Raw genomic sequence first — 21,275 nt, 5'->3', positions numbered from 1 at the left:
CAAGCAAATATCTCCTCCCTGCTCGCCGGGCAGCCCCGGCAATGAAAATCATCATCCGCGCAGCGGATTCCATGTCTTGGAGCCATCACTCGGAAAGATTGTAAACAGGTTCTTAGGCTTCCTGCGCTCACCCCATCACCCTATGCCACCACCAGCGCCAGCGCGCCATAGGCTTGCCGTCCGCGTTCAGCGGCCGGCCGTCGTCGGCGAAGCGTTCCGGCGGCCCCAGCGGCTTGCCCTCGATGAAGTTCTGCCGTTCCGCCAACGCGCCGTTGGGGTGGTAGCGCTGTTGCAGGCCGTGCTTGAGGCCGTTGCGGTAGACCGCCAGTTCCGCCGCCTGGCCGTTGGGAAACAGGGTGCGGGTTTCGCCGTGCGGCAGGCCGTGGCGGTAGTGGGCCTGGCGTTGCAGCGCGCCCTCCGACGACCAATACTGCGCGGCGCCGTGCAGCTGGCCGCACTGGTAATGCAGCTGGGCCGAGGGCTGGCCGCTGGGGTGCAGCAGGGTGGCCGGGCCGTGCAGCTGGCCGTCCTGGTAGTGGAAGCGCGCCAGCGGCGCGCCGGCCTGCTCGATGCGCGCCGGGCCTTGCAGCTTGCCGTCGCCCAGCTGGCCGACGAAGCGCTGCTGGTCTTGCTGGATGTCTATCGGTTCCGCCATCGCATCAGTTCTGCTGGATCAGCCCGCCCTTGAGGGTGAGCATGCCGCCGCCGTCCACCGTCTGGCTGGCGCTGGCCTTGTTGGTTAGCGACACCCCGGCGTCGTTGGTCAGCGTGGTGCCGGCTTTATTGGTCAGCTCGGTGCCCGCCTGGTTGGTGAGTCCGGTGCCGGCCTTGTTGGTAAGACTGGTGCCGGCCTGGGCGGTGTAGGCGGCGTCGCTCTTGGCGGTGAAGGCGCCGCCGCTTTGCAGGGTGAGGGTGCCGCTGACCTTGATGGTGAGGTTGCCGTCCACGGTCAGCGTGTAGTTGCCGCTGACCTTGTGTTCGTGGTTGCCGCCGGTGCTGTGGCTCTGGTCGCCTTCCACCTTGACCGTGCGCTTGCCCTTGACGTTGAGGGTTTCATTGCCGGTTTTCACTTCCACCGTGCGGTTGCCCTTGTCCACGCTGAGGCTGTCGTTGCCTTCGGTGACGCTGCGCTTGCGCTCGTTCTTCACTACCAGGGTTTCGTCGTGGCCCACGTCGGCGGCCACATCGTTGAGCACTTTTACCGTGTAGTTCTTCTGCGCCTGGAAGAACACTTCCTCCTTGTCCTTGCTGTCGTCGAAGCGCAATTCGTTGAAGCCGCCGCCGCCTTTTGTCGAATTGGTCTTGAGGCCGGACTGCGCCTGCTTGGCCGGCAGTTCGTAAGGCAGCGCGTTGTCGCCGTTGTAGACGCAGCCGCTGACCAGCGGCTTGTCCGGGTCGCCGTCGATGAAGCTGACAATCACTTCCTGGCCGATGCGCGGGATGAACTGCATGCCAAAGCCCTTGCCGCTCCATGGCTGCATCACCCGCAGCCAGCAGGAGCTGGATTCGTCGTCCTTGCCGTCGCGGTCCCAGGGGAATTGCACTTTGACGCGGCCGTATTTATCGGTCCAGATCTCCTCGCCGGCCTTGCCCACCACCTTGGCCACCTGCGGGTGCATCACCGGCTTGGGTGTGAGCCGCGGCGGGCGGTAGGGGGTGGCCTTGGGGATGGCGGCGAAGCGGTTGCGGTAATGCTGCTGGCCGGCTTCGTGGCTGACGCGGGTGATTACCCAGGCGATATTGCAGGCCGGGTCCGGGTGGCCGCTCAGGGTGAAGCAGTGGCCGGGAATCAGCCAGCGGCAGTCGCTGTCGCCCACCAGTTCCACTTCCTCGGCGCGCAGGCCGTCGCTGCGCTGCTTGGCCAGCGCGTCGCCGTCGGCCTTCTTGGCGTAGCCGCCGGGGTATTGGTAGAGATTGGGCAGGTCTGATTTGGCCAGCGCCTGCGCGTACAGCGAGGTGCTGGCGGTGGTGAATTCGTAATCGCCGGCGCGGTAGCCGCCGGCCACCGCCTGGCGGCTGATGCCGGCGCTGCGCACGCCTTCCAGCTCGCGCCCGCCCAGGTCCTGGCCCAGGTAGGGAATCTTGGCGTTATTGGGGCAGTCCGGGAAATGGCTGTTGCCGTCCGCCAGCACCAGGGTGTGTTTGCCGTCGGCGTGAGTGAAGAACCAGAAGATGCCGGCGTCTTCCAGCAGCCGCATCACAAAATTGAGATCGCTCTCGCCAAATTGCACGCAGTACTCGCGCTTGGGATAGGTCGCATCCAGCTTCAGCTGGTAGTCGCTGAAGCCGTGGCCGGCGAATACCGCTTTTACGATGTCCGGCACGCTCTGGTTCTGGAAGATGCGGTTGTTGCCGGCCAGGCTCAGCCACCACAGCCAGGGCCGCAGTGTCACGCTGTAGCGGTCCGCGGTGGCGTCGCCCGGCAGCTGGCGTATCGCCGCGCACAGGCCGTCTACGGGCCGGGTCTTATCGTCGCGGCGCAGGCTCAGCGTCAGGTGGGAAGCCACCGCCTTGTCCAGCGTCAGCGCGTTGTCGCTGAAGCCGGCCAGGGTGAAGCTGCCCAGCGCGTTCAGCGCTTCGTCGCCGGACAGGCTGTCCGGGTAGAGCTCTTTCAGAGCGGAGGCGCTGAGCGAGAGCGGGGTGGTTTTGTCGGAGGGGCGGGGCATGGGATATCTCGTGGTAGCAAAGGTCAGCAGAGGACGTCGAAGACGATGGGGCGATGGTCCGGGCCGCTCATGTCGAACGCGTCCGCCCAGCGGCTGATGTCGAAAGGCGCGACTTTGACGTCGACCGAGGCCAGCACCCAATCCAGGATGCCGCCTTTTGCGTGGGTAGCCTGTCCTTGCCAGCATTCATAGGCCACGCCGGGGGTGTCCAGTTCCTCTACACGGGTGTAGTCCAGGTTCAGATCGCCGGTGGCCACCCAGTGTCCGCCCAGGCTGGTGCAGTCCCGCAACTGGCTCTTGGTCAGCCCGCCCTGGCCGGATTTGAAGTGGGCCAGAAACAGAAAGCCGGTGTAGCCGTTGACGGCTTCGGCCACGACCGCGATCAGGTCCCGGTTCAGGCCTTTCAAGTGCCCCTGGCTGACAACTTCTAGATGCTGCCCTTTCCTGGTCATCACGATGTAGCCGTTGGAATGGCCGCCGGCAAAGGCGTGGACATCATAGTCTTGATACACCTTGCGTAAATAATCGTAATAGTCGTCCAGCCTGGCGGAGTGCACTTCGCACAGAAACACCACGTCGACGTCCCAGCTGTCGTTGGAGCAGCATTGGTGGATGAAGGTCTCGACCTGCGCCTTTTTATCCAGCGGCGAGGATTCGCCGTTTTTTTCCAGGTTGAAGCTGGCTACGCGCATCTTTGCTCCTTGGCCGGTCTAATTTAACGCTGCGGTTTTAGTGCTGCTTGTCTTGGCCCCCGCTTTGCGCTCTGGAGTAGGTGCTGAAGGTGCACATGGATAAAGTGTCCCAGATGATTTTAATCAGGGAGGTACAGCAATTGTCATCTTTCTGGTAGTAAGACAGCGAGTCAAAGTCGATATCGAATAAGTCGAATTCGTCACGTTGACTTTTCCCGGCTTGGGAGATTTTATTGGGGGCGTAGCCCAGCAAGTCCGTGCTCAGCAGGCCTTGTTCGCTGAGTTGCGCCAGGGTGTTTTTCTGGATGTTAAAGGCCAGTTTGCTCACCGAGGTAGGCGAATGGCAGCAGCAGATGCAAGCGCATAAGGGCAGCGTGTAGCCGGTGGTCAGCGGCCTATCCCGAGCGTCGGTGATGCCGGCCTCAAGCACCGCCGCCACCACCTCCGCGCAGTTGCCCAGGTTTTTCCCATGATTCGCTGTCATGAATTGGATCATTTTGTTTTGATCCAGCCCCAGCGCCGGTGGCGTTTTTTTTAAGAGCGGCTGGTGCGAGACGGCCTTTTCATCGCCATGGCTGCCGCCAATATCAATTAAGACCTCATCGCCGCGGCGCATGGTCATGCTGAGGGGCTTCATCTCCACTACCGAACCTATGCTCTGATGGGCTGGCGGCAGCCTGCCGATGGCGATTGTTGGCGGGATGCCGATTTCCGGCGGCTTGCTTCTTAGTATGTGCGCTACTTCATTCTTGCTGGGGATGTAAATCACATGCCGGACCCGGATGCCCTTGCCTCGGGTATTGGCCCAAAACCGGGTGATCTCATCCTTGGTGGTTCTGAGATGCATTTTTTGATGGCCGGCGGAGTATTGAAACTGATAGACCTCATGGTTTTGAGTAGTAATGGAAATGAGGCTGTGGTCTTGGCAGTCCCCATTCTTGCAACTGCAAAACATGGTGCCCGAGCCACCACTGAGGGTCATAACGGTAATCATGCGGCCTCCGTATTTTGGGTGCTAATGAGTCGGTACTCTGCCGGGTGCTGCTTAAACCATCACATCGGTTCTAAATTTGTTCTGCCATCTTGCTAACCAAGGTGGAAGAACTTTTGTTCAGCGTCAGCGCGCTGTCGCTGAAGCCGGCCAGAGTGAAGCTGCCCAGCGCGTTTAGTGCCTCGGCGCCGGACAGGCTGTCCGGGTACAGCTCTTTCAGCGCGGAAGCGCTGAGCGACAGCGGGGTGGTTTTGTCGGAGGGGCGGGGCATGGTGGTTTAATAGAGTACGTTCATTTTATGGGAGAAGGGGAAAGCCCAACGTTATCCGCTTGTGCTTGGTACGCGGTAAACGTTGGGCTTCATTGCATTCAGCCCAACCTACGGTCCTTAATGGGAAAACCCAATGTTATGTCGCTTGTGGATGGCGCGCGGAAACTTTGGGCTTCATCGCACTTAGCCCAACCTATGGTCATGGTAAGGATCTGGAGCGCTCGGTTGTTGCTCGCTAGGACAGCCAGCAGGGCCGGGAGCGCAACCTCAGCGGGTAGTGGTCGGCGGTAGCGTTGCGGATGGTCGGGGTAGTGTCTGAGTGACTGCTGATCCGCTGAGGCTACAGACCGTTGAGTATTTCCCCGCTGCTCATTAACTTTGGATAGAGGTCGTTGAGGGTGCTGATGGTGAGGAAGGACTGGTGGTATTGTCGGTGGTGTGGGGTATCCAATAGCTCTCAAGCAAGGGGCTCCTACAAGTTGGATGTCACTGGTGTTGGCTGAAATTGGCGAGCTTTTCATAGGTAACCTTGAGTAGGTTGGCCTCTTTGTCGATGGCGATTGCGTCATTGCTGTTGAGAAGAAAATTGACTACTGGTGCTTGGCCGGTCTTTTTCAGCAAGTTGAAATATTTTTCATAGCGATGTTTGGCATAGTTAAGCCAGTCCTCCGGTTTTTCATCCCACGGCGCTGGTACCGATTGTTTTCCTTTATAGAACACCACATGGCTTTTTGAATGGAGCCAGGTCCTAAATAATGTTCTGAGCTCCGATGTAGTGATCGGTACCACCTTCCCCTTGGGGGTTACGACTTCGGATTTTTCGATCACGCTGTTCATGGGGATATTGTCTAGCGCGAAACGGATGGTGGCGGTGGGCATGACCGATTTTATGTTGGTTACTCCAAACTTACAGGCCCGACGCAGGTATTCATCGTAATTGCCGATGCTGCCAATTTGGGCTACAGCCGTGTGATGGTCAATCTTCAAGCAGGAAAATGGGCTGTAACGAGAGTTGTAGAGGTTTTGATGATAGGTGTGGCGCTGGTCGTTGTATCTTTGGGGAATATTCGGATCTGCTTCCTTCATAGATTCCAGGTTTTCTTTCGGGGTATCCTTCTCTTTGAAACCTTTATGAAAATAACCGATCAAAAAATGAGTCTGGCTGTTGTCAGCATGCTCCTTTGCAATTTTCTCGAGCGTGTCGTAGGTCGTGTCAGGTTGGAGTTGGAATGTCTTAAGTATCTTCGGGCAATTTTTTTTCTGCTGCTCCGAAGTGATGAACTCATGGAGTACATCGTTCCGTTTATTCAGCAGATATTTCCAGTAATCAATAGTCACATCGAAGCGACCATAGATAATGTCGCCAAATTTGTAGTCATCTGCAAAATCTGACATACGTATTTCCTCCAGTTTGCTTATGGGGATTTTTCTGATACCTAGGTAATCGGACTTCACTCCAATACCCACTCCGCCAACCTACCCGTCACCTGCGCCATTAACACATTCTCGATATCCCGCGCGCCGGCAGAGCTGCATTTAGCCAATACCGCTTTCACAATGGCCGGGTCGAAATCGAATTGTTTGCCTGTCGCCGCCTTATAGCGGGCTTGCAGTTTTTCCAGCTTGTTGATCACGATGTTTTCCAATGTGCGTTCCGCCAACGGCGGATAGGGCACCACGGTCATGCGGGCGAGAAAGGCGGGGCGGAAGGTTTGTAACAGCACTTTGCGCAGGCGTTCGTCGAACAACTGGGTGGCGAGCTGTTCGCCTGGCGTGGTTTGCAACAGCTCCGCCCCCACATTGCTGGTGGCCAGGATGATGGTGTTGTTGAAGTCCACCGTCAGGCCGGTGCCGTCTTCCATGACTCCCTTGTCGAACACGTTGTAGAAGGCTTCCAGCACGTCCGGGTGGGCTTTCTCGATTTCGTCCAGCAGCACCACGCTGTAGGGTTTGCGCCGCACCGCTTCGGTCAGCACGCCGCCCTGGCCGTAGCCTACATAGCCGGGCGGCGCGCCCTTGAGCTGGCTGACGCTGTGGGCTTCCTGGTATTCCGCCAGGTTGACCACGATCAGATTGCGTTCGCCGCCGTAGAGGGCGTCGGCCAGCGCGTAGGCGGTTTCGGTTTTGCCCACGCCGGTGGGGCCGAGCAGCAGGAACACGCCCACCGGTTTGCCGGGGTCGGTGAGGCCGGCGCGGTAGGCCTGGATGCGTTGGGCGATCTTGCCCAGTGCGGCCGGCTGGCCGATCACGCGCTGGCCCATGCGCTGGGCCAGGGTGCGGATGGCGTAGGCTTCGTCGGCCAGCATCTTGCCCACCGGGATGCCGGTCCAGCCGGCGATGACGGCGGCCACCGCCTTGGAGTCCACGTGTTCCGGCACCAGCGGGTCGTCCTGGCGCAGCGCGTCCAGGCCGGCTTCCAGCCGCGCCAGTTGTTCCGCCAGCCGCAGCGCCGGGTCCGCGGCTTCGTCCTCGTCGGCGGTCGCGGTCCCGTCTTCGGCTTCTTCCAGCAACAGCGGCGGTTCGCCGGCGGGCAGCTCGGGCTCGCTGGCCAGGAAGTCCAGCAGTTGCTGGCGGGTGCGCAGGATTTCGCGCACCGCGCGCAATTCGTCCTGCCAGCGCATGGTCAGTTCGCGCATGGCTTGCAGCTGGCGCGCGCTGTCTTGGCGCAGCGCGGCGATGCGGGCGGCGTGGTCCAGGCCGGTGGCCTGTTCGTTCAGTAGCCGCTCCAGTTCTTCGTCCAGCATGGCCTGGCGGTGGCGCAGGTTTTCCAGCTGCGGCGGCTGGTCGTGCTGGGCCAGCGCCACGCGGGCGCAGGCGGTGTCCAGCACGCTGATGGCCTTGTCCGGCAGCTGGCGGCCGGAGATGTAGCGGTGGGACAGCTTGACCGCGTCGTGGATGGCGGCGTCCAGGATGCGCACGCCGTGGTGTTGTTCCAGCCGGGCGGCGACGCCGCGCAGCATGGCCACGGCGCTGTCTTCGTCCGGTTCTTCCACTTGCACCGGCTGGAAGCGCCGCGCCAGCGCCGGGTCGCGTTCGAAGTATTTCTTGTATTCCTGCCAGGTGGTGGCGGCCACGGTGCGCAGTTCGCCGCGCGCCAGCGCCGGCTTGAGCAGGTTGGCGGCGTCGCTGTGGCCCTCGGCCGCGCCGGCGCCCACCAGGGTGTGGGCTTCGTCGATGAACAGGATGATGGGCCGGGCGGCGGCGCGGATGTCGTCCATCACGCTTTGCAGCCTTTGTTCGAATTCGCCCTTGAGCCCGGCGCCGGCTTGCAGCAGGCCCAGGTCCAGCGCCAGCAGGCCGACGCCGGCCAGCGCCGGCGGCACTTCCTCGTGGGCGATGCGCAGCGCCAGGCCTTCCGCCACCGCGGTTTTGCCCACGCCGGGCGCGCCCACCAGGATGGGGTTGTTCTGGCGGCGGCGCAGCAGGATGTCCAGGCATTGGCGGATTTCGCCGTCGCGGCCCACGATGGGGTCGATGCGGCCGGCGCGGGCGTCGGCCACCAGGTCGTGGGTGAAGCGGGCCAGCGCGCCGGCCGGTTCCGCCGCGGCGGCGGAGGGGGCTTCGCGCGAGGCGGCGGCCCAGGCGTCCAGCTGTTCGCTCAGCGGCTGGCGCGGCGCGCGCAGCAGGCAGGGCGCGCCGATCAGCAGCAGATTGCGCAGCTCGTCGCGCTCCAGCAGGGTGAGCAGCAGCAGGCCGGAGCGGATGCTGGCCTGCTGGCGCAGCGTGGCCAGCAGCAGCGCTTCCTTGAGCCAGGCCACGGTGTGGCTGGAGAAGGCCGGGGCGCGGGTTTCGCCGCGCTTGAACTGGTCCAGGCTGCGGCGCAGTTCCGCGCTCAGTTGGTCCGGGCTCAGGCCCAGCTTGGGCAGCAGCAGCGGCAGGTCGCCGTTGGGCAGCTCCAGCAGCTCCAGCAGCACGTGTTCGATTTCCACGTAGTAGTGGCTTTGTTGCAGGCAGCGCTGGGCGGCCAGCTCCAGCGCCTTGCGGCAGCTGGGGTTGAGGCGGGCCACCAGTTCGGACAGTTCGGCGCTCATGCCGGCTCCTCGCCGGCCGGGGGCGGCCGTTGCAGCCGGGTGTCCAGCCGTCGCGCTCCGCCGGGGCCGCCCAGCCAGCTGTCCCAGCTCAGCCGCGGCGCAGCGCGGGCTTGCAGCTTGAGCGCGGCGGCCGGGGCCTGCCACAGCAGGCTGAGCTGGATGTCCAGGTCCGGGCCGAAGTAGAAGTCCGCCAGCGCGGCCAGCGCGCGGTGGCGTTCGCCGCCGGGCAGGAAGGCGCGGTAGCCGGCCGGGTCCAGCGGGCCCACGGTCAGGCGGATGCCGGCGTGTTCGTCCCAGGCGCGGCGGCCGGCCAGCGCGCCCTGGCCCAGCGCGGCGTTGCGGCCATTGGGGCCGATGCTGGTGCGGCTGGCCGGCGGGATCTCGCGCCAGCCGCCGGCGTAGGGGCTGGCTTGCACCGGCGCGGCCAGGTGGCGGCTGGCCAAGGCGGCGAAGCCGGCCAGCGAGCGGCGGCGGTCCGCCAGCAGGGCGGCGCGGGCCAGCAGCGCGGCGTCCGGCACCGCCTGGCGTTGTTGCAGGCCGGCGGGCAGCAGGCCGCACAGGCTGAGCAGCAGCGGCCGCGCCGGGCTGAGCCGCGGCGCGGCGAAGCTGGGCGCCAGCCGGTATTTGCGCTGGGCGCGGTAGAGCAGGGCCAGCAGCCGATGCTGGAATAGTTGCAGGAATTCCGCCGGCGCGTGGTCTTTGTCCTGGCGGCGTTGTTGCAGCCATTCCTGGTAGGCGTAGGGCAGCGGGCCGTCCGGGCCGCCCAGGCCGAAGGATTCGACATCGAGCGCCGGCTGGCCGTCCTGCGCGTCGCCGCCCAGCGCGCCCGGTTCCAGCGCGCTCAGTTCGCTGGCGGCGAAGGCGGGCAGCAGCGGGCCGCGCAGCCGCAGCGCCTCGCGCGCCGGGTCCGCGCCCTGGCCCAGCGGCGCGGCTTGCGGCGTCAGCCGTTCCAGCAGCATCACCGCCTGGGCGAATTCAAAGCCCTGCGGCCGCGTCAGTAGCCGCTCGGCTACAGAACCAGGCTGGGGCCGGGCGGCGGCTGCCATGTCTGGATCTCCTGTTGCTGGTGGACGAGTCGGGTGCGCACGAAGCGGTTGGCGTGGGCGTAGAGGGCGAAGAAGTGGGCGAGCACGGCGGCGAACAGCACGCGGCTGCCGCCGGCGAAGCAGGCCGGGTCCAGCTCCAGCGTCAGCAGCAGGCCGTTGCGCCAGCCGCGCCAGGCGTCGGCGCCGACGTGGTCGACGATGCGTTCGCTGCCGAGCGCGGCGATGCCTTCGATCTGGCGGCGCGCGGCCGGCTGTTCGCCCAGATTGTGGAGCGCCAGCATTTCGCGCAGCGCGGCCAGCGCTTGCGGGCCTTCGCTCAGCGACAGGTGGTTGAGGCTGAGCTGGGACACCAGTTTCCAGCGCGAGGCGCCGTCCAGCGCGGCTTCGGTTTGCGGCCGCGGCGGGCGCAGCAGCCGCGCCTGGCCCACCGGGCCGGGCAGTTCGAACATCAGCGGCGCGCCGGCCGGCAGTTGCTCGGCCAGGTGGCGGTTGGTGCACAGCAGCTCGGCGGTGAGGCTGAGCTCGCTGGCGGCCAGCGGGTCGAAATCGGCGTCCACCAGGGTGAGCAGCATGTCGCTGCCGGGGCGCAGGCGGTTGAGGCCGCGCACGCGGCGCGCGTGCCAGTAGCGGCCGTCGCCGCCCTCGCCGTGGCTGCAGGCGAAATAGGGGGCGATGCGGCGCGCGCCGTCCGGGCCGGCGGCGCGCAGCTGGCGGATGGAGTGGATTTCCACGCTGTGGTCGCGGTGGGCGTCGGCCACCAGCAGGTATTCGCTGCGGCTGCCGTCCGGGCGCAGCGGCTCCGAGGTGTGCGGAAACAGATTGATCACCGGCGCGCAGCCCAGCGCGATGTCGCCGTGCTGGATGCCCAGGCGGCCGGCCGGCGCGCGTTCGAAGGCGATGACGATTTCCAGCTGCCGCTCCGCCTGGCGCGGCAGGCTCAGCGGCAGGTCGAAGAAGGCGAATTTTTCCGGGCAGGCGAAGTATTCGGCCAGCAGCGCGTGCGCCGGGTGCACGCCGTCCTCGGCCGGCAGCAGCGCTTCGTCGGCGCCGAAGCCGCAGGCGCGCGGCAGCGCGCCGGGGCGGATGGAGGGCGCGAGGCCGGGCCGCTCCGGCAGCCGGCAGCTGATTTGCAGGCTGTGGGCGGACAGCAGGTCGTAGAGCGCGGCGGCGTTGAGCGGGGAGCCGGCCAGGTGGATGCGCAGGCTGTGCAGCGGCAGCGCGCCCAGCGGCTCCGGCCCCAGTTTCTCCAGCCGCAGCACCAGGGCGGCGCGCGCCTGGGCCAGGCCGCTGGCGGCCTGGGCTTCGTCCTCGGTCAGCAGGCTGGCGGCGGCGAGCCGCAGCGGCCACAGGGTGACGGCGGCGCTGGTGCGAAAGCGCAGGCTGTCGCCGGCGGTGGTGGCCACGAACAGCGGGGTGCCGCGCTCGATGCGGTAGCCGGCGTCCAGCTTGCCCTTGTCCGGGTCCGGCTCGAAGCGGGCGATGGCGCAGGAGGGCATGGGCCGCAGCGCGTGCGGGTAGAGCTGTTCCAGCAGCGCGTCGGTGAGTTCGGAGTAGTCGTCGTCCAGCCGGCGTTGCAGCCGCGCGCACAGCAGGGCGAAGCCTTCCAGCAGCCGTTCCACTTGCGGGTCCGGGCATTCGCCGTCGCTCAGTTGCAGGCGGTGGGCCACCTTGGGGTAGCGGTGGGCGAATTCGCCGCCGGCGTGGCGCAGGTAGGCGAGTTCGCGTTGGTAGTAGTCCAGCAGGCGCGGGTCCAGCGATTCCATCAGCCGGCGTCCTCGCAGGCGGTCAGCCGCGCGCCGGACGGGTCCAGCTCGGCGACGAAGGCGGCCGGCCAGCGGCTGCCTTCGGCCTGGAGTTCGCCGTCTATGCGCACGCTGAGGAGCAGGCCGCGGCCCGGCACGGTGTTCACGCTGACGCGTGGCGCGGCCAGCCGGGGTTCGAAGCTGCGTATCGCCTGGCGGATTTCGCGCGCCAGGCGCTGGCGGTCTTCGGCGCGTTCAGGGTGCAGCGCGCTCCAGTCCGCCACGCCGTAGTCGATGACGCTGAGTTCGGGCAGGTAGGGCTGTTCGGCGCGGCGGCTGGACAGCAGCCGCGCCAGTTCCGCCCGCACCGATTCCTGCAGCCGGCGGCGGTCCACCCGCAGCAGCGGCTCGGCCTCCAGCCTGTGTCGCGGTTCGGCGTCGGCCAGGAGTTCGAACAGACCCGGGCGGAACTGGGCGGGCTGACGCATGGTTTACTTGGAGTACTTGTTGGCGGCCAGGTCCCACACCGCGGCGGCGTTGCCGTCCTTGGCGCCGGTGTCTTTCTGGGTGGTCAGCTCCCACTTGATCTTGGTGAAGTTGAGCGAGAGGTTTTCCACCGGCTTGCCGCCGGTGCCGCCGCTGACGCTGACGTTGGACAGGATGGCGTTGGTCAGGGTGTAGACGATGTAGGGCAGGATCTTGCCGCTGCTGTCGGCGGCGTTGCGGCCTATGGTGATCTTGACCTCGGGGATGTTCTTGCCCTGGCAGCAATAGGCGTTGAGTTCCGGCGTGGATTTGTCGGTGAACTTGGTCAGGCTGAATTCGCCGATATGCGGCTTGCCGGAGGTGCGTTCGGTGTTGCTGACGTCGTTGGTCACCTGCATGGCCACGTTGTGGCTGTAGGACAGCACTTCGATCTTGTCGGTGTAGCCTTCCAGCTTGCACTCGCCCTTGATGTCGCTGCCCAGGTCCAGAATGATGGCGTCCATTGCTATGTGTTCTCCGTGTTATGAGACATATCGGGCCCGCCGCGCGGCGGGCCCTTGGTGTGGCGTCAGGCGGCGGCCGGCGGCGGCAGCTCCGCCACCAGGCGGATGGACGCGGTCAGCTCTTCCAGCTGGAAGTGCGGGCGCAGGAAGACGGTGGCGCGGTAGGCGCCGGGCTTGCCCGGCACTTCGGTCACGTCCACTCGCGCTTCGCGCAGCGGGTACTGGGCCTTCACTTCCTGCGGCGCGTTGTCGTTGACCAGCACGTAGTCCGCTATCCAGTTGTTCAGATAGGTTTCCACGTTGTCGCGGGTCAGGAAGCTGCCGATCTTGTCGCGCATGATCACCTTGATGTAGTGAGCGAAGCGCGAGGCGGCCAGCACATAGGGCAGCATCGCGGAGATGCGGGCGTTGGCGTTGGCGGCGTTGGTGTTGTAGACCTTGGGCTGGTTGGCGCTCTGGCCGCCGAAGAACACCGCCAGATCGGTGTTTTTCTTGTGGCACAGCGCGATGAAGCCCAGGCCGTCCAGCTCTTTCTCGCGGCGGTCGGTGATGGCGATCTCGGTGGGGCATTTGAGCGCGATGTCGCCGGACACGGTGCCGAAGGTGTGGGCCGGCAGGCCTTCCACCGCGCCGCCGCCTTCCACGCCGCGGATGGCCGCGCACCAGCCGTATTTGGCGAAGGCGTCCGTGATGCGCTGGCCCAGCGCGTAGGCGGCGTTGCCCCACAGGTATTTGCTATGGTCGGTGCCGTTGACGTCTTCCACGTAGTTCATGCCTTCGGTGGGCTTGGTGTCCGGGCCGTAGGGCAGGCGCAGCAGGATGTGCGGCAGCACCAGGCTGACGTAGCGGGAATCCTCGCTGGCGCGGAAGGAGCGCCATTTGATCAGCTCGGCGCTTTCAAAGGCCTTGGCCAGGTCGCGCGGCACCGCCAGTTCGGTGAAGCTGCTCATATCGAACAGGCGCGGGCTGGCGGCGGAGATCAGCGGCGCGTGCGCGGCGGCGGCCACATTGGACAGCTTTTCCAGCAGCGCCACGTCTTGCGGGTGGCGGCCAAACTCGTAATCGCCGATCAGCAGGCTGATGGGGTGGCCGCCAAAGGTGCCGTATTCTTCCTCGTAAATCTTCTTGAACAGCGCGCTCTGGTCGAATTCCACCGCCTTTTCCAGGTCGTTCTGCAGTTCGTCCTTGGTGGCGTTGAGCAGGCGCAGCTTCAGGCGGGTGCTGGTTTCGGTGTTCATCACCAGGAAGTGCAGGCCGCGCCAGGAGGCTTCCATCTTCTGCACGTCCGGGTGGTGCAGGATATTGTTGAGCTGCTTGCTCAGCAATTGGTCGATGATGGCGATGCGGTGGTTGATCATCGCCACGGTGTCTTTGTCGATGGCCATGCCTTCGTCAAGCACTTGGGTGGCGAATTCGGACAGCAGGTCCTTGGCGTATTCCTGCTGGATGTCGTCGTGGGCCATGCGGCCTTCCTGGATGATGCGGTCCAGCAGCGACAGCGAGGCGGCGTCGCCGCTGGGGGCTTCGGCTTGGGTCTTGGCCATGAGATGTCTCCGGTATCAGGTGGTCGAGCGGGGCGTCAGGCGGCCGGCGGCGCGTCCGGCGCCGGGGCGGCTTCCGCCGCGGCCGGGGCCTCGGGGCGGGCGCTCTTGATCTTTTGCAGTTCCTCGGTGTTGGCCACCACGTCCTGCAACAGCTTGTCCAGTTCGTCGTTGCCGTCCAGCTTGGTCAGCAGGTCGCGCAGTTTTTGGCGCGCCTCGTACAGCCGGCGCAGCGGGGTGACTTGCTTGACGATGTTGACCGGGTCGAAATCGTCGAAGTGATTGAACTTCAGCTCCACGTTGAGCTTGCTGCCGTCGTCGGACAGCGCGTTGTCCACCTGGGCGGTGACGCGCGGCGCCAGCGAGGCCAGCACCGCGTTGAAGTTGTCGCGGTCTATTTCCACGAAGCGGCGTTCGCTCAGCTTGGGCAGCGGCTGCTCCTGCTTGCCCGCCAGGTCCGCCATGATGCCTACCACCAGCGGCAGCTCCCGTTTTTCCAGGGCGTTGCCGATTTCCACGTCATACGTGATTTGCACGCGCGGCGGACGAATCCGGTCCAGCTTGTGCTGTGTGCTCTCTGCCATAACAGACCTCGATCGGTTGGGAAGCTAACGACGCCGGCTGCGGGCCGCGTATCCGGTCCGCTTTGGCGTGATTGCATGATTGTCAGACCATTGTTGCCCGGCCGGGCCTGGTCGCTCTTTTCCATTGAAGCCGGCCATGGCCGCTACATGGAAGCCTTATTTGCTGACAAATGCTTGCAATTTGCATTTTTCAATGACCATGGCTTAACAATTCCTATAGAACTATCGGCATTTTTTTGCCAATATTATTTGCAATGGATAATGGCGTTTGGGTGATGCGGATGCGCAACGGGTATCTGGCTGGGCTGTTCTGCTGTTTGGCGCTGGGCGTGGGCGGATGCTCGTCGCTGGGCTTCGGCCCTTCGGTCAAATTGCAGGCGGCCACGCTGGACGTGGTCAGCATGGCCAACGACGACACGCCGTTGGCGGTGGATTTCGTCGCCGCCAAGGATCCGGAGCTATACAAGCTGTTGCTGGGGCTGCCGGCGGCCAAGTGGTTTGAACAGCGCGAGCAGTTGCTGCGCGATTACCCGGCGGATCTCAAGGTGTGGGAGCTGGAGCTGGTGCCGGGTCAGCACCTGGAAACCGACGATGTGCCGATACGCGGCGAATCCGCGGCCGGCCTGCTGGTGTACGCCGGCTACGCCGGGCCGGGCATGCACCGGCTGAGCCTGGATACGCGCAAGAAGGTCTGGTTGCGTTTTGAAAGCAAGAATATGCGGCTGATGGAGCCGTAGCGGGGGGAGAGCGGTTTGAAAGCAGTGCCACAGGCAGTGTGTTGGTACGAGGGGATGCAGTTGCTGCCCCAGCATTTTCAATGGCAGGCGCTGAGGTCGGACGGGGTGTCCGCGGCGCTGGCGGCGGCGGCCCAGCCGCTGTATTGGGGCGTGCTGGAGCTGGAGCTGGACGAGGCGGCGCTGGCCGGCGGCGTGGCGCGGGTGTCCGCGCTGGAGGCGGTGCTGCCGGACGGCCTGCCGCTGCGCTTCGACGCCGGCGACGGCGCCGAGCTCCGCTGCGACGTGACGGCGGCCGCGGCGGAGGCGCCGGGGCGCACGGTGACGGTCTATCTGGCGCTGCCGCCCTTGTGGCGCGCCGGCCGGCTGGATCCCGCCGCCGGGCGTTTTCGCTCGGAAAACAGCGAGGCGGTGCCGGATTTGAGCAGCGGGGAAAACCCGGCCAGCCTGACGCTGTGGCGGCCGGACATCCGCCTGGTCACCGAGGCCGAACGCGCCGACATGATCTGCTTGCCGCTGTTGCGCATCGCCCAGCAAGGCGGCGGCTTCGCCCGCCGCGCCTACGCGCCGCCGTCGCCGCGCTTGCTGCCGGACGGCCCGTTGGGGCGCAAGGTGGCGGCGCTGTGCGCCAAGGCGCGCGAAAAGTGCGTGTTCCTCAGCGGCCGGCTGCGCCAGGCCAAGGACGCCGGCAAGGACGACGACATCGACGAAATCCGCCGCCAGCTGGCGGCGCTGTGGGCGCGGCTGCCGGAAGTGGAAGCCGCGCTGGGCAGCCGCGTCGCCCACCCGGCCGCCTTGTTCGGCCTGCTGGCCGGCATGGCCGGCGCGCTGACCGCGCTGGACCCGGGCGCCGGCGCGCCGGTGTTTCCCGCCTTTAATTACCAGGAACTGCTGGCCTGTTACGAGCCCTTGCTGAACTGGCTGTCCGCCGCGCTGGACCGGGTGCGCGCCGGCTACCGCAGCCTGCCGTTCAACCGCGACGAGGATGGCTTCTGGGTTCTGCTGCCGGAGGCGGCGCAGGCCAGCCAGCGGCTGATCATCGGCCTGCGCATGCCCGGCGGCGCGCCGGAGTCCGCCGCCCAGCAATGGCTGAGCCAGGCCATCATCGCCTCCGAGCCGCACGTGGCCACGCTGGCGCGCCAGCGCATGCGCGGCCTGTCCTTCCAGCCGCTGGACCGCGCCGAGCAAGTGGCCTATAGCGTGGGCGACGACACCCGCTTGTTCGCGCTGCTGGCGCGCGGCGACTGGCTGCAGCCGGAACTGCCGCTGCGGATGACGCTGCCGGCCGGCGGCGCGGCGCTGGAGCCGTGGGAGGCGCTGCTTTTCGTCGCCGATCCGCAGGACGAGGCCGAGGGAGAACGCCATGCCGGATAACGCCGCCTTGCAGCCACTGGGCGCGCTGGCGCAAGCGCCGCTGGGCGCGGCTTTCGAGGATGCTTACGCCGAATGGCTGCAAGTGTTCCGCGAACTGGCCGGCGGCGGCCACAAGGCCGAAACCGCCGCCGAACTGGCCGCCGAGCAGGGCGGTTTGCTGGCGCGGCGGCTGAGCCGCGCCGCCGGCGCGCGCGTGGGCGCGGCCGGGCAAAGCCAGATCGACGCCTTGCAGTATCTGTTCGTCGCCTTGATCGACGAGCGGCTGCTGTTCGAGGACTGGCCGGGGCAAAGCCTGTGGCAGGCCACGCCGCTGGAGCAGCGGCTGTTTGGCAGCCGAGCCGCCGGCGACAAGGTGCCGGCGTTGATAGAGCGGGTGTTGCGCGAGCGCGATCCGGCCAGCCGGGATCTGGCCAACGTCTGCCTGCAAACGCTGACGCTGGGTTTCTACGGCCGGCTGCGCGGGCCGGGCGGGCTGGCCCAGCACGAGGAATGGCGGCGCGAGCTGTTCGCCTTCGCCTACCAGCGCGACGCCGACCTCCGCGGCCTGGCGCCGGCGCTGGAGCGCAGCAGCAATGTGCCGCCGCTGCGGCTGACGGTGCGGCGCATGCTGCCGGACGGCTTCCGGCTGGCGCTGGGCGTGGCGGCCATCCTGGTGGGCATGTCGGTGGTGGGGCACGCGTTTTGGCATGACATCGTATCGAGAGTGGAGCCCATGCTGTACCGCGGGGCGGACGGGGACGGGCAAAGCAAATGACGATACAGACCATAGTCGGCATTGTATTGCTGACCCTGTTGATTCTGTTGGCCTTGGCGGCGTTGATCTGGTGGTTGCGGCGCGAGGCCGATCCGGCGCGGCGCAGCTTCCGCGGCTCGGTGCGCCGTTTCGAGCGCGAGATCGGCGCGGAAGACCGCTACCAGACCCCCTGGGTGCTGGCGGTGGGAGACCGGGTGCGCAATGTGGAGGCGCTGTGCGCCTCGCTGCAGCTGAAAAGCGAGGGCGAGGCCAATTGGTTCGGCCGTTGGTGGTACGGCGGGGACGGCGCGGTGCTGGTGATCCCGGACGATATGTTCAGCCATCCGGAAGGCGCGTTGGCGCCGCTGTCCGCCTGGCGGCGGCTCTTGGGCGTGTTGTTGCGCAGCCGCGCCGCTCGGCCGCTGGACGCGCTGATCTGGACCGTGTCCGCCAGCCAGCTGTGGAGCGAGCACCTGGCGGTGAGCGCCGGCCTGGCCGCCGCCAAGAAGTTTGCCGATCTGCAAAGACGGCTGGGCCTGAGCCTGCCCATCTATCTGGTGGTGACCGAGACCGAACAGGCTCCGGGCTTCCTGGAGCTGGCGCAGGCGTTGCCGCGCGAAGCGCGCGACGCGATGCTTGGGTGGTCCTCGCCCTACGCCGCCAGCGCCGCCTATCAATCCGACTGGATAGAACAGGCCTTGACGCGGCTGCGGCTGACGCTGAGCGAAACCATCGCCGAATTCGGCGCCCTGCAAGGCGGGATGTCCACGGATTTGTACCTGCTGCCGCGCAGCTTTGAGGCGGTGCGGGCCAATTTGCAAGCCTTGTGCGACCCGGTGTTCCGAGGCAACGCGCTGGGCGAGGCGCCGCAATTGCGCGGCATCTATTTCACCGGCGCCCAGGCCGCGCCGGAAGGCGATCTGGAAGACACCGCCGCGCCGCCGGCGCTGCCCCTGTTCGCCGGCCGGCTGCTGCGCCAGCGAGTGCTGGCGGAGCAGGGCCTGGCCCAGCCGGTGCCGCGTATCTTGCGGCTGCGCCAGCGCTGGCATCGCTGGACACTGATCGGCATGGGCCTGTTCGCCGCCTTGTGGCTGGCCGGCATCAGCTGGTATTGGCATACGGCCACCGACGACGCCGACGCGCTAGGCCGCCAACTGCGCATTCTGCAACTGGACCGGGGCGGGCCGCGGCCGGAGCTGGGCAACGACGCCGCGGCGCGCCAAAGCGTCGTCGCCTTCTGGCGCGCGCTCAAGGACGCGCCGTCGCGTCGTTTCGGCACCTTGTTGCTGCCCACCTCGCTGATGTCCCCGGTGGACGGACGCATCGACGACACCATCGAGTACGCGCTGCGGCGCGCGGTGATGCAGCCGCTGCAACAGCGGCTGCTGCGCGACGCGGAGCAAGTGCGGCGCCTGGGCGAGGCGGGATCGGACAGCGTCAGCGACGACACCGCCGCGCCGGAAAAATGGCCGGCCTATCTGCTGGCGCGGCAATTGGCCGGCGACGCCGGTCGCCTGGAACAGCGCGTCAGCCAGTTCAACCACGCGGTGAACGACGGCAACGCCACGCTGGACGAAGCGGCGGACCTGGCCAACGGCCTGTTCGGCCTCAGCCTGCGCGCGCCGCAGAACGCCCAGCGCGACAATCTGCGGCGCATCCTGCTGGCCAGCGACCGATTGGTGGCCGCGCCCATCGACCTTGCCAAGATCCGGCCGCAAGTGGGAGACCACTTCAGCGCGCTGATGCAGGCCTGGCTCGGCCAGCTCTACACCAACCAGACCTTCGACCTCACCGCCCAGCAACTGCAAAAGCAGCTGCAAATGCTGGAATCCGGTCAGGGCAACTCCTTGGCGGACCTGGACAGCATCGCCGCCCGCATCGGCCTGCTGCAAAGCCTGGTCAACGCCACCAACAGCGCCTGGAGCCGCGCCGCCGGCCAGGACCTGGTGCCCGGCTACAGCGCGATGCTGGACGGCGCGCGCCGTTCCAGCCTGATAGGCCGCGACGCGGTGGCGCGAGTGGTGGACTACTCCGCGGTGGCGCGCCAGGACTTCCGCAAGCGCTGGCTGGGCGGCGTGGGCGCCTCCTCGGCGTTGCTGGCGCAAGGGCCGTCCGGCGGCCTGGAGCTGCAGGACGCGGTGCTCAAGCTGAACGTGACCCTGGCCTCCTTGCTGAAGCAGGACTTCGTCGCCAGCGCGCGAGCGCAGCGCGAGGCCGGCCTGAGCGGGCTGGCGACGATGGACGCCGAAGCGATGACGGCGGCGCTGCGCCATTACGACGGCTACCAGAAATACCTGGCCGGCAGCGCCGGCCAGATGCCGCCGGCCTACCGCAAGGGCCTGGAGCGCGCCTTGCAGGACAGCGCGGCGCGGGCGATGTGGGCCGAGCTGAGCAGCCGCCATCCGGAACCCTCCTCCGATCAGACCGGCGGTTCGGTGGGCGAGGGCAACGCCTTCGACGCCCAGGCCAAGGCGGCCACCCCCTTGCTGGCGGCAATGGACGAGCTGTCCCAAACCGCGCTGCGCGGCAAGCTGATGGCGGAAATGGACCGGCGCGCGCTGCAATCCTTGCGCCACGCCGAGCGCAGCCTGCAAGGGCTGGCGGTGTACCAGCCGCTGCAAGGCAGCTTCCGCTGGTGGGACGGCTCGCGCAACGCCGGCGCCCGCGCCTTCCGCGCCGGCGGCGCGCGCGAACTGCAGCAATACCTGGGCTCGCAGCTGGAGCTGATCGGCACCCTGTCCCAGGCGCAAGCGCCGACGCTGAACTGGCTGCTGTCGCACAAGAGCGAAATGTCGGTGGGCGACCAGCAGCTGGTGCAGCGCTGGCAAAGCGCGAGCAACGAGCTGCGCCACTACAAGGAAAAAGCCGCCAACAGCGCGCCGACGGTGCTGGAAACCATGATCAGCAAGGACTTCAACGAGATGGACGTCGGCAATTGCCGCGCGGTGCTGGACCAGGTGGAACTGCCGGCCGCCGGCAACGTTTTCTCAGACCGCGCCCAGACCCTGGTCAGCCTGGCCAGCGACCGCTGCGGCGCTTTGCGCACCCAGGCGGGGGCCGCCGCTTACCAGAAGCTGAGCGCCTTCTTCAATCAATACCTGGCCAACCGCTTCCCCTTCGCCGCCAAACTGAGCGCGCCGGACGCCGCGCCGGAGCGGGTGGCGGAATTCATGCGGCTGATGGACGACAGCGGCGGGCTGGCCGCCGCGGGGCTGCAGGACCTCAAGTCCGGCCAGGCCCAGGCGGCGCGGCGCTTCCTGGACGCGGCCAAGGCGGCGCGTGGCTGGCTGGGCCCGATGTTCGCCCGCGAGGGCGGCGGGCCGTGGCAGGGCGTGGACGTGGAGGTGCGCTGGCGCACCGACCGCGAGCACGAGCAGGCGGCGGACCAGGTGATCGAATGGACACTGGCCAGCGGCGGCCAGCGCTTGCGCTACCCCGGCGGCGATGGTCAGCGCCTGCACTGGAACATCGGCCAGCCGGTGACGGCGACCCTGCGCTGGGCCAAGGAGTCGCAGCAGGCGCCGGAGGAGGATTCAACGCAAAGCGGGCTGACCGTGTTCGACCGGCTGGCCAGCTGGAACTACGGCGGTCAATGGGCCTTGCTGCGCTTGCTGCGCGAGAACAACTCGCCGTTGCGGGTCAACAACGCGGAGGGCTTCAACGACGTGGGCCTGATGCTGGCGCTGCCGGTGCGCAACCCGGCGCTGCAAGGCAGCGGCAACGCGCAAATGTTCATGAGGCTGACGCTGCAAGCGCCGGGAGGCAAGAGCGGCCTGGCCGTGGCCAGCCTGCCTTACACCGCGCCGCCGTCGCCGTTCCGCACGGCAGCCAACCCGCGGCTGGCCGCGATAGAGGGCAGTTGATGCGCGCTTTGAACACCA

At 66.4% G+C, this 21,275-nt stretch carries 17 protein-coding genes; 4 read left to right on the top strand and 13 right to left on the bottom strand.

The window, feature by feature from the left end; genetic code table 11:
- Positions 1–127: 127 nt before the first annotated feature.
- From MOV80_RS08595 to tssB, 13 genes are all read right to left on the bottom strand, one after another.
- Positions 128–655, bottom strand: coding sequence for a toxin-antitoxin system YwqK family antitoxin (locus MOV80_RS08595; RefSeq protein ID WP_019104197.1), 528 nt, complete (start codon positions 653–655; stop codon positions 128–130).
- Between the two features lie 4 nt (positions 656–659).
- A complete protein-coding gene (gene tssI, locus MOV80_RS08590; RefSeq protein ID WP_249605017.1) occupies positions 660–2,666 on the bottom strand; it encodes a type VI secretion system tip protein VgrG in 2,007 nt (668 codons plus the stop codon).
- A 23-nt stretch (positions 2,667–2,689) separates the two neighbouring features.
- Positions 2,690–3,358, bottom strand: a complete 669-nt coding sequence (locus tag MOV80_RS08585) for an endonuclease/exonuclease/phosphatase family protein (protein WP_249605016.1) — start codon at positions 3,356–3,358, stop codon at positions 2,690–2,692.
- A 37-nt stretch (positions 3,359–3,395) separates the two neighbouring features.
- Positions 3,396–4,352, bottom strand: coding sequence for a hypothetical protein (locus MOV80_RS08580; protein WP_249605015.1), 957 nt, complete (start codon positions 4,350–4,352; stop codon positions 3,396–3,398).
- A gap of 70 nt (positions 4,353–4,422) precedes the next feature.
- A complete protein-coding gene (locus MOV80_RS08575; RefSeq protein WP_019103457.1) occupies positions 4,423–4,620 on the bottom strand; it encodes a hypothetical protein in 198 nt (65 codons plus the stop codon).
- A 486-nt stretch (positions 4,621–5,106) separates the two neighbouring features.
- Positions 5,107–6,015 carry a hypothetical protein gene (locus tag MOV80_RS08570; RefSeq protein WP_019103575.1) on the bottom strand — a complete coding sequence of 303 codons (909 nt, stop codon included), beginning with the start codon at positions 6,013–6,015 and terminating at the stop codon, positions 5,107–5,109.
- Positions 6,016–6,071: 56 nt separating this feature from the next.
- The gene (gene tssH, locus MOV80_RS08565; RefSeq protein ID WP_249605014.1) at positions 6,072–8,651 is read right to left on the bottom strand and encodes a type VI secretion system ATPase TssH; all 2,580 of its coding nucleotides are present in this window, start codon (positions 8,649–8,651) and stop codon (positions 6,072–6,074) included.
- Positions 8,648–9,697: a type VI secretion system baseplate subunit TssG gene (gene tssG / locus MOV80_RS08560; protein ID WP_249605013.1), complete on the bottom strand. Its 1,050-nt coding sequence runs from the start codon at positions 9,695–9,697 to the stop codon at positions 8,648–8,650. The genes tssH and tssG overlap by 4 nt, the downstream gene beginning before the upstream one ends.
- Complete coding sequence (tssF, locus tag MOV80_RS08555) at positions 9,661–11,460, bottom strand: type VI secretion system baseplate subunit TssF (RefSeq protein ID WP_249605012.1); 1,800 nt, start codon at positions 11,458–11,460, stop codon at positions 9,661–9,663. Before tssF ends, tssG begins: the two co-directional genes overlap by 37 nt.
- The gene (gene tssE, locus MOV80_RS08550) at positions 11,460–11,927 is read right to left on the bottom strand and encodes a type VI secretion system baseplate subunit TssE (RefSeq protein ID WP_081950271.1); all 468 of its coding nucleotides are present in this window, start codon (positions 11,925–11,927) and stop codon (positions 11,460–11,462) included. Before tssE ends, tssF begins: the two co-directional genes overlap by 1 nt.
- 3 nt (positions 11,928–11,930) lie before the next feature.
- A complete protein-coding gene (locus MOV80_RS08545) occupies positions 11,931–12,428 on the bottom strand; it encodes an Hcp family type VI secretion system effector (RefSeq protein ID WP_019103270.1) in 498 nt (165 codons plus the stop codon).
- A 65-nt stretch (positions 12,429–12,493) separates the two neighbouring features.
- Positions 12,494–13,972 (bottom strand): type VI secretion system contractile sheath large subunit, encoded by a 1,479-nt coding sequence (tssC, locus tag MOV80_RS08540; RefSeq protein WP_019103271.1) that lies wholly within the window; start codon positions 13,970–13,972, stop codon positions 12,494–12,496.
- 35 nt (positions 13,973–14,007) lie between these two features.
- Entirely contained in the window at positions 14,008–14,553 is a 546-nt protein-coding gene (gene tssB / locus MOV80_RS08535; protein ID WP_019103272.1) for a type VI secretion system contractile sheath small subunit, read from the bottom strand.
- A gap of 281 nt (positions 14,554–14,834) precedes the next feature.
- Between tssB and MOV80_RS08530 the strand changes: the two genes are divergently transcribed.
- From MOV80_RS08530 to MOV80_RS23425, 4 genes are read left to right on the top strand one after another with little or no spacing between them, the layout of a single operon-like run.
- Positions 14,835–15,290 carry a hypothetical protein gene (locus tag MOV80_RS08530; protein ID WP_019103273.1) on the top strand — a complete coding sequence of 152 codons (456 nt, stop codon included), beginning with the start codon at positions 14,835–14,837 and terminating at the stop codon, positions 15,288–15,290.
- 24 nt (positions 15,291–15,314) lie between these two features.
- Positions 15,315–16,661, top strand: a complete 1,347-nt coding sequence (gene tssK, locus MOV80_RS08525; RefSeq protein ID WP_249605070.1) for a type VI secretion system baseplate subunit TssK — start codon at positions 15,315–15,317, stop codon at positions 16,659–16,661.
- Positions 16,651–17,415 (top strand): DotU/TssL family secretion system protein, encoded by a 765-nt coding sequence (locus MOV80_RS08520; RefSeq protein ID WP_249605011.1) that lies wholly within the window; start codon positions 16,651–16,653, stop codon positions 17,413–17,415. Before tssK ends, MOV80_RS08520 begins: the two co-directional genes overlap by 11 nt.
- Positions 17,412–21,257 carry a type VI secretion system protein gene (locus MOV80_RS23425; RefSeq protein WP_275975324.1) on the top strand — a complete coding sequence of 1,282 codons (3,846 nt, stop codon included), beginning with the start codon at positions 17,412–17,414 and terminating at the stop codon, positions 21,255–21,257. Before MOV80_RS08520 ends, MOV80_RS23425 begins: the two co-directional genes overlap by 4 nt.
- Positions 21,258–21,275: the final 18 nt, after the last annotated feature.

Origin of the sequence: Chromobacterium sp. IRSSSOUMB001 (genome assembly GCF_023507765.1) — a bacterium.
GTDB classification, from domain to species: Bacteria; Pseudomonadota; Gammaproteobacteria; order Burkholderiales; family Chromobacteriaceae; genus Chromobacterium; species Chromobacterium haemolyticum.
The sequence above is the reverse complement of the archived record's forward strand: the minus strand, read 5'-3'. Positions and strand labels throughout refer to the sequence as shown.

What these genes read in the sequence shown, in the direction of transcription:
- MOV80_RS08595 (WP_019104197.1), bottom strand. Translation starts at nt 655, where the DNA reads ATGGCGGAACCGATAGACATCCAGCAAGACCAGCAGCGCTTCGTCGGC.
- tssI (WP_249605017.1), bottom strand. Translation starts at nt 2,666, where the DNA reads ATGCCCCGCCCCTCCGACAAAACCACCCCGCTCTCGCTCAGCGCCTCC.
- MOV80_RS08585 (WP_249605016.1), bottom strand. Translation starts at nt 3,358, where the DNA reads ATGCGCGTAGCCAGCTTCAACCTGGAAAAAAACGGCGAATCCTCGCCG.
- MOV80_RS08580 (WP_249605015.1), bottom strand. Translation starts at nt 4,352, where the DNA reads ATGATTACCGTTATGACCCTCAGTGGTGGCTCGGGCACCATGTTTTGC.
- MOV80_RS08575 (WP_019103457.1), bottom strand. Translation starts at nt 4,620, where the DNA reads ATGCCCCGCCCCTCCGACAAAACCACCCCGCTGTCGCTCAGCGCTTCC.
- MOV80_RS08570 (WP_019103575.1), bottom strand. Translation starts at nt 6,015, where the DNA reads ATGTCAGATTTTGCAGATGACTACAAATTTGGCGACATTATCTATGGT.
- tssH (WP_249605014.1), bottom strand. Translation starts at nt 8,651, where the DNA reads ATGAGCGCCGAACTGTCCGAACTGGTGGCCCGCCTCAACCCCAGCTGC.
- tssG (WP_249605013.1), bottom strand. Translation starts at nt 9,697, where the DNA reads ATGGCAGCCGCCGCCCGGCCCCAGCCTGGTTCTGTAGCCGAGCGGCTA.
- tssF (WP_249605012.1), bottom strand. Translation starts at nt 11,460, where the DNA reads ATGGAATCGCTGGACCCGCGCCTGCTGGACTACTACCAACGCGAACTC.
- tssE (WP_081950271.1), bottom strand. Translation starts at nt 11,927, where the DNA reads ATGCGTCAGCCCGCCCAGTTCCGCCCGGGTCTGTTCGAACTCCTGGCC.
- MOV80_RS08545 (WP_019103270.1), bottom strand. Translation starts at nt 12,428, where the DNA reads ATGGACGCCATCATTCTGGACCTGGGCAGCGACATCAAGGGCGAGTGC.
- tssC (WP_019103271.1), bottom strand. Translation starts at nt 13,972, where the DNA reads ATGGCCAAGACCCAAGCCGAAGCCCCCAGCGGCGACGCCGCCTCGCTG.
- tssB (WP_019103272.1), bottom strand. Translation starts at nt 14,553, where the DNA reads ATGGCAGAGAGCACACAGCACAAGCTGGACCGGATTCGTCCGCCGCGC.
- MOV80_RS08530 (WP_019103273.1), top strand. Translation starts at nt 14,835, where the DNA reads ATGCGCAACGGGTATCTGGCTGGGCTGTTCTGCTGTTTGGCGCTGGGC.
- MOV80_RS08520 (WP_249605011.1), top strand. Translation starts at nt 16,651, where the DNA reads ATGCCGGATAACGCCGCCTTGCAGCCACTGGGCGCGCTGGCGCAAGCG.
- MOV80_RS23425 (WP_275975324.1), top strand. Translation starts at nt 17,412, where the DNA reads ATGACGATACAGACCATAGTCGGCATTGTATTGCTGACCCTGTTGATT.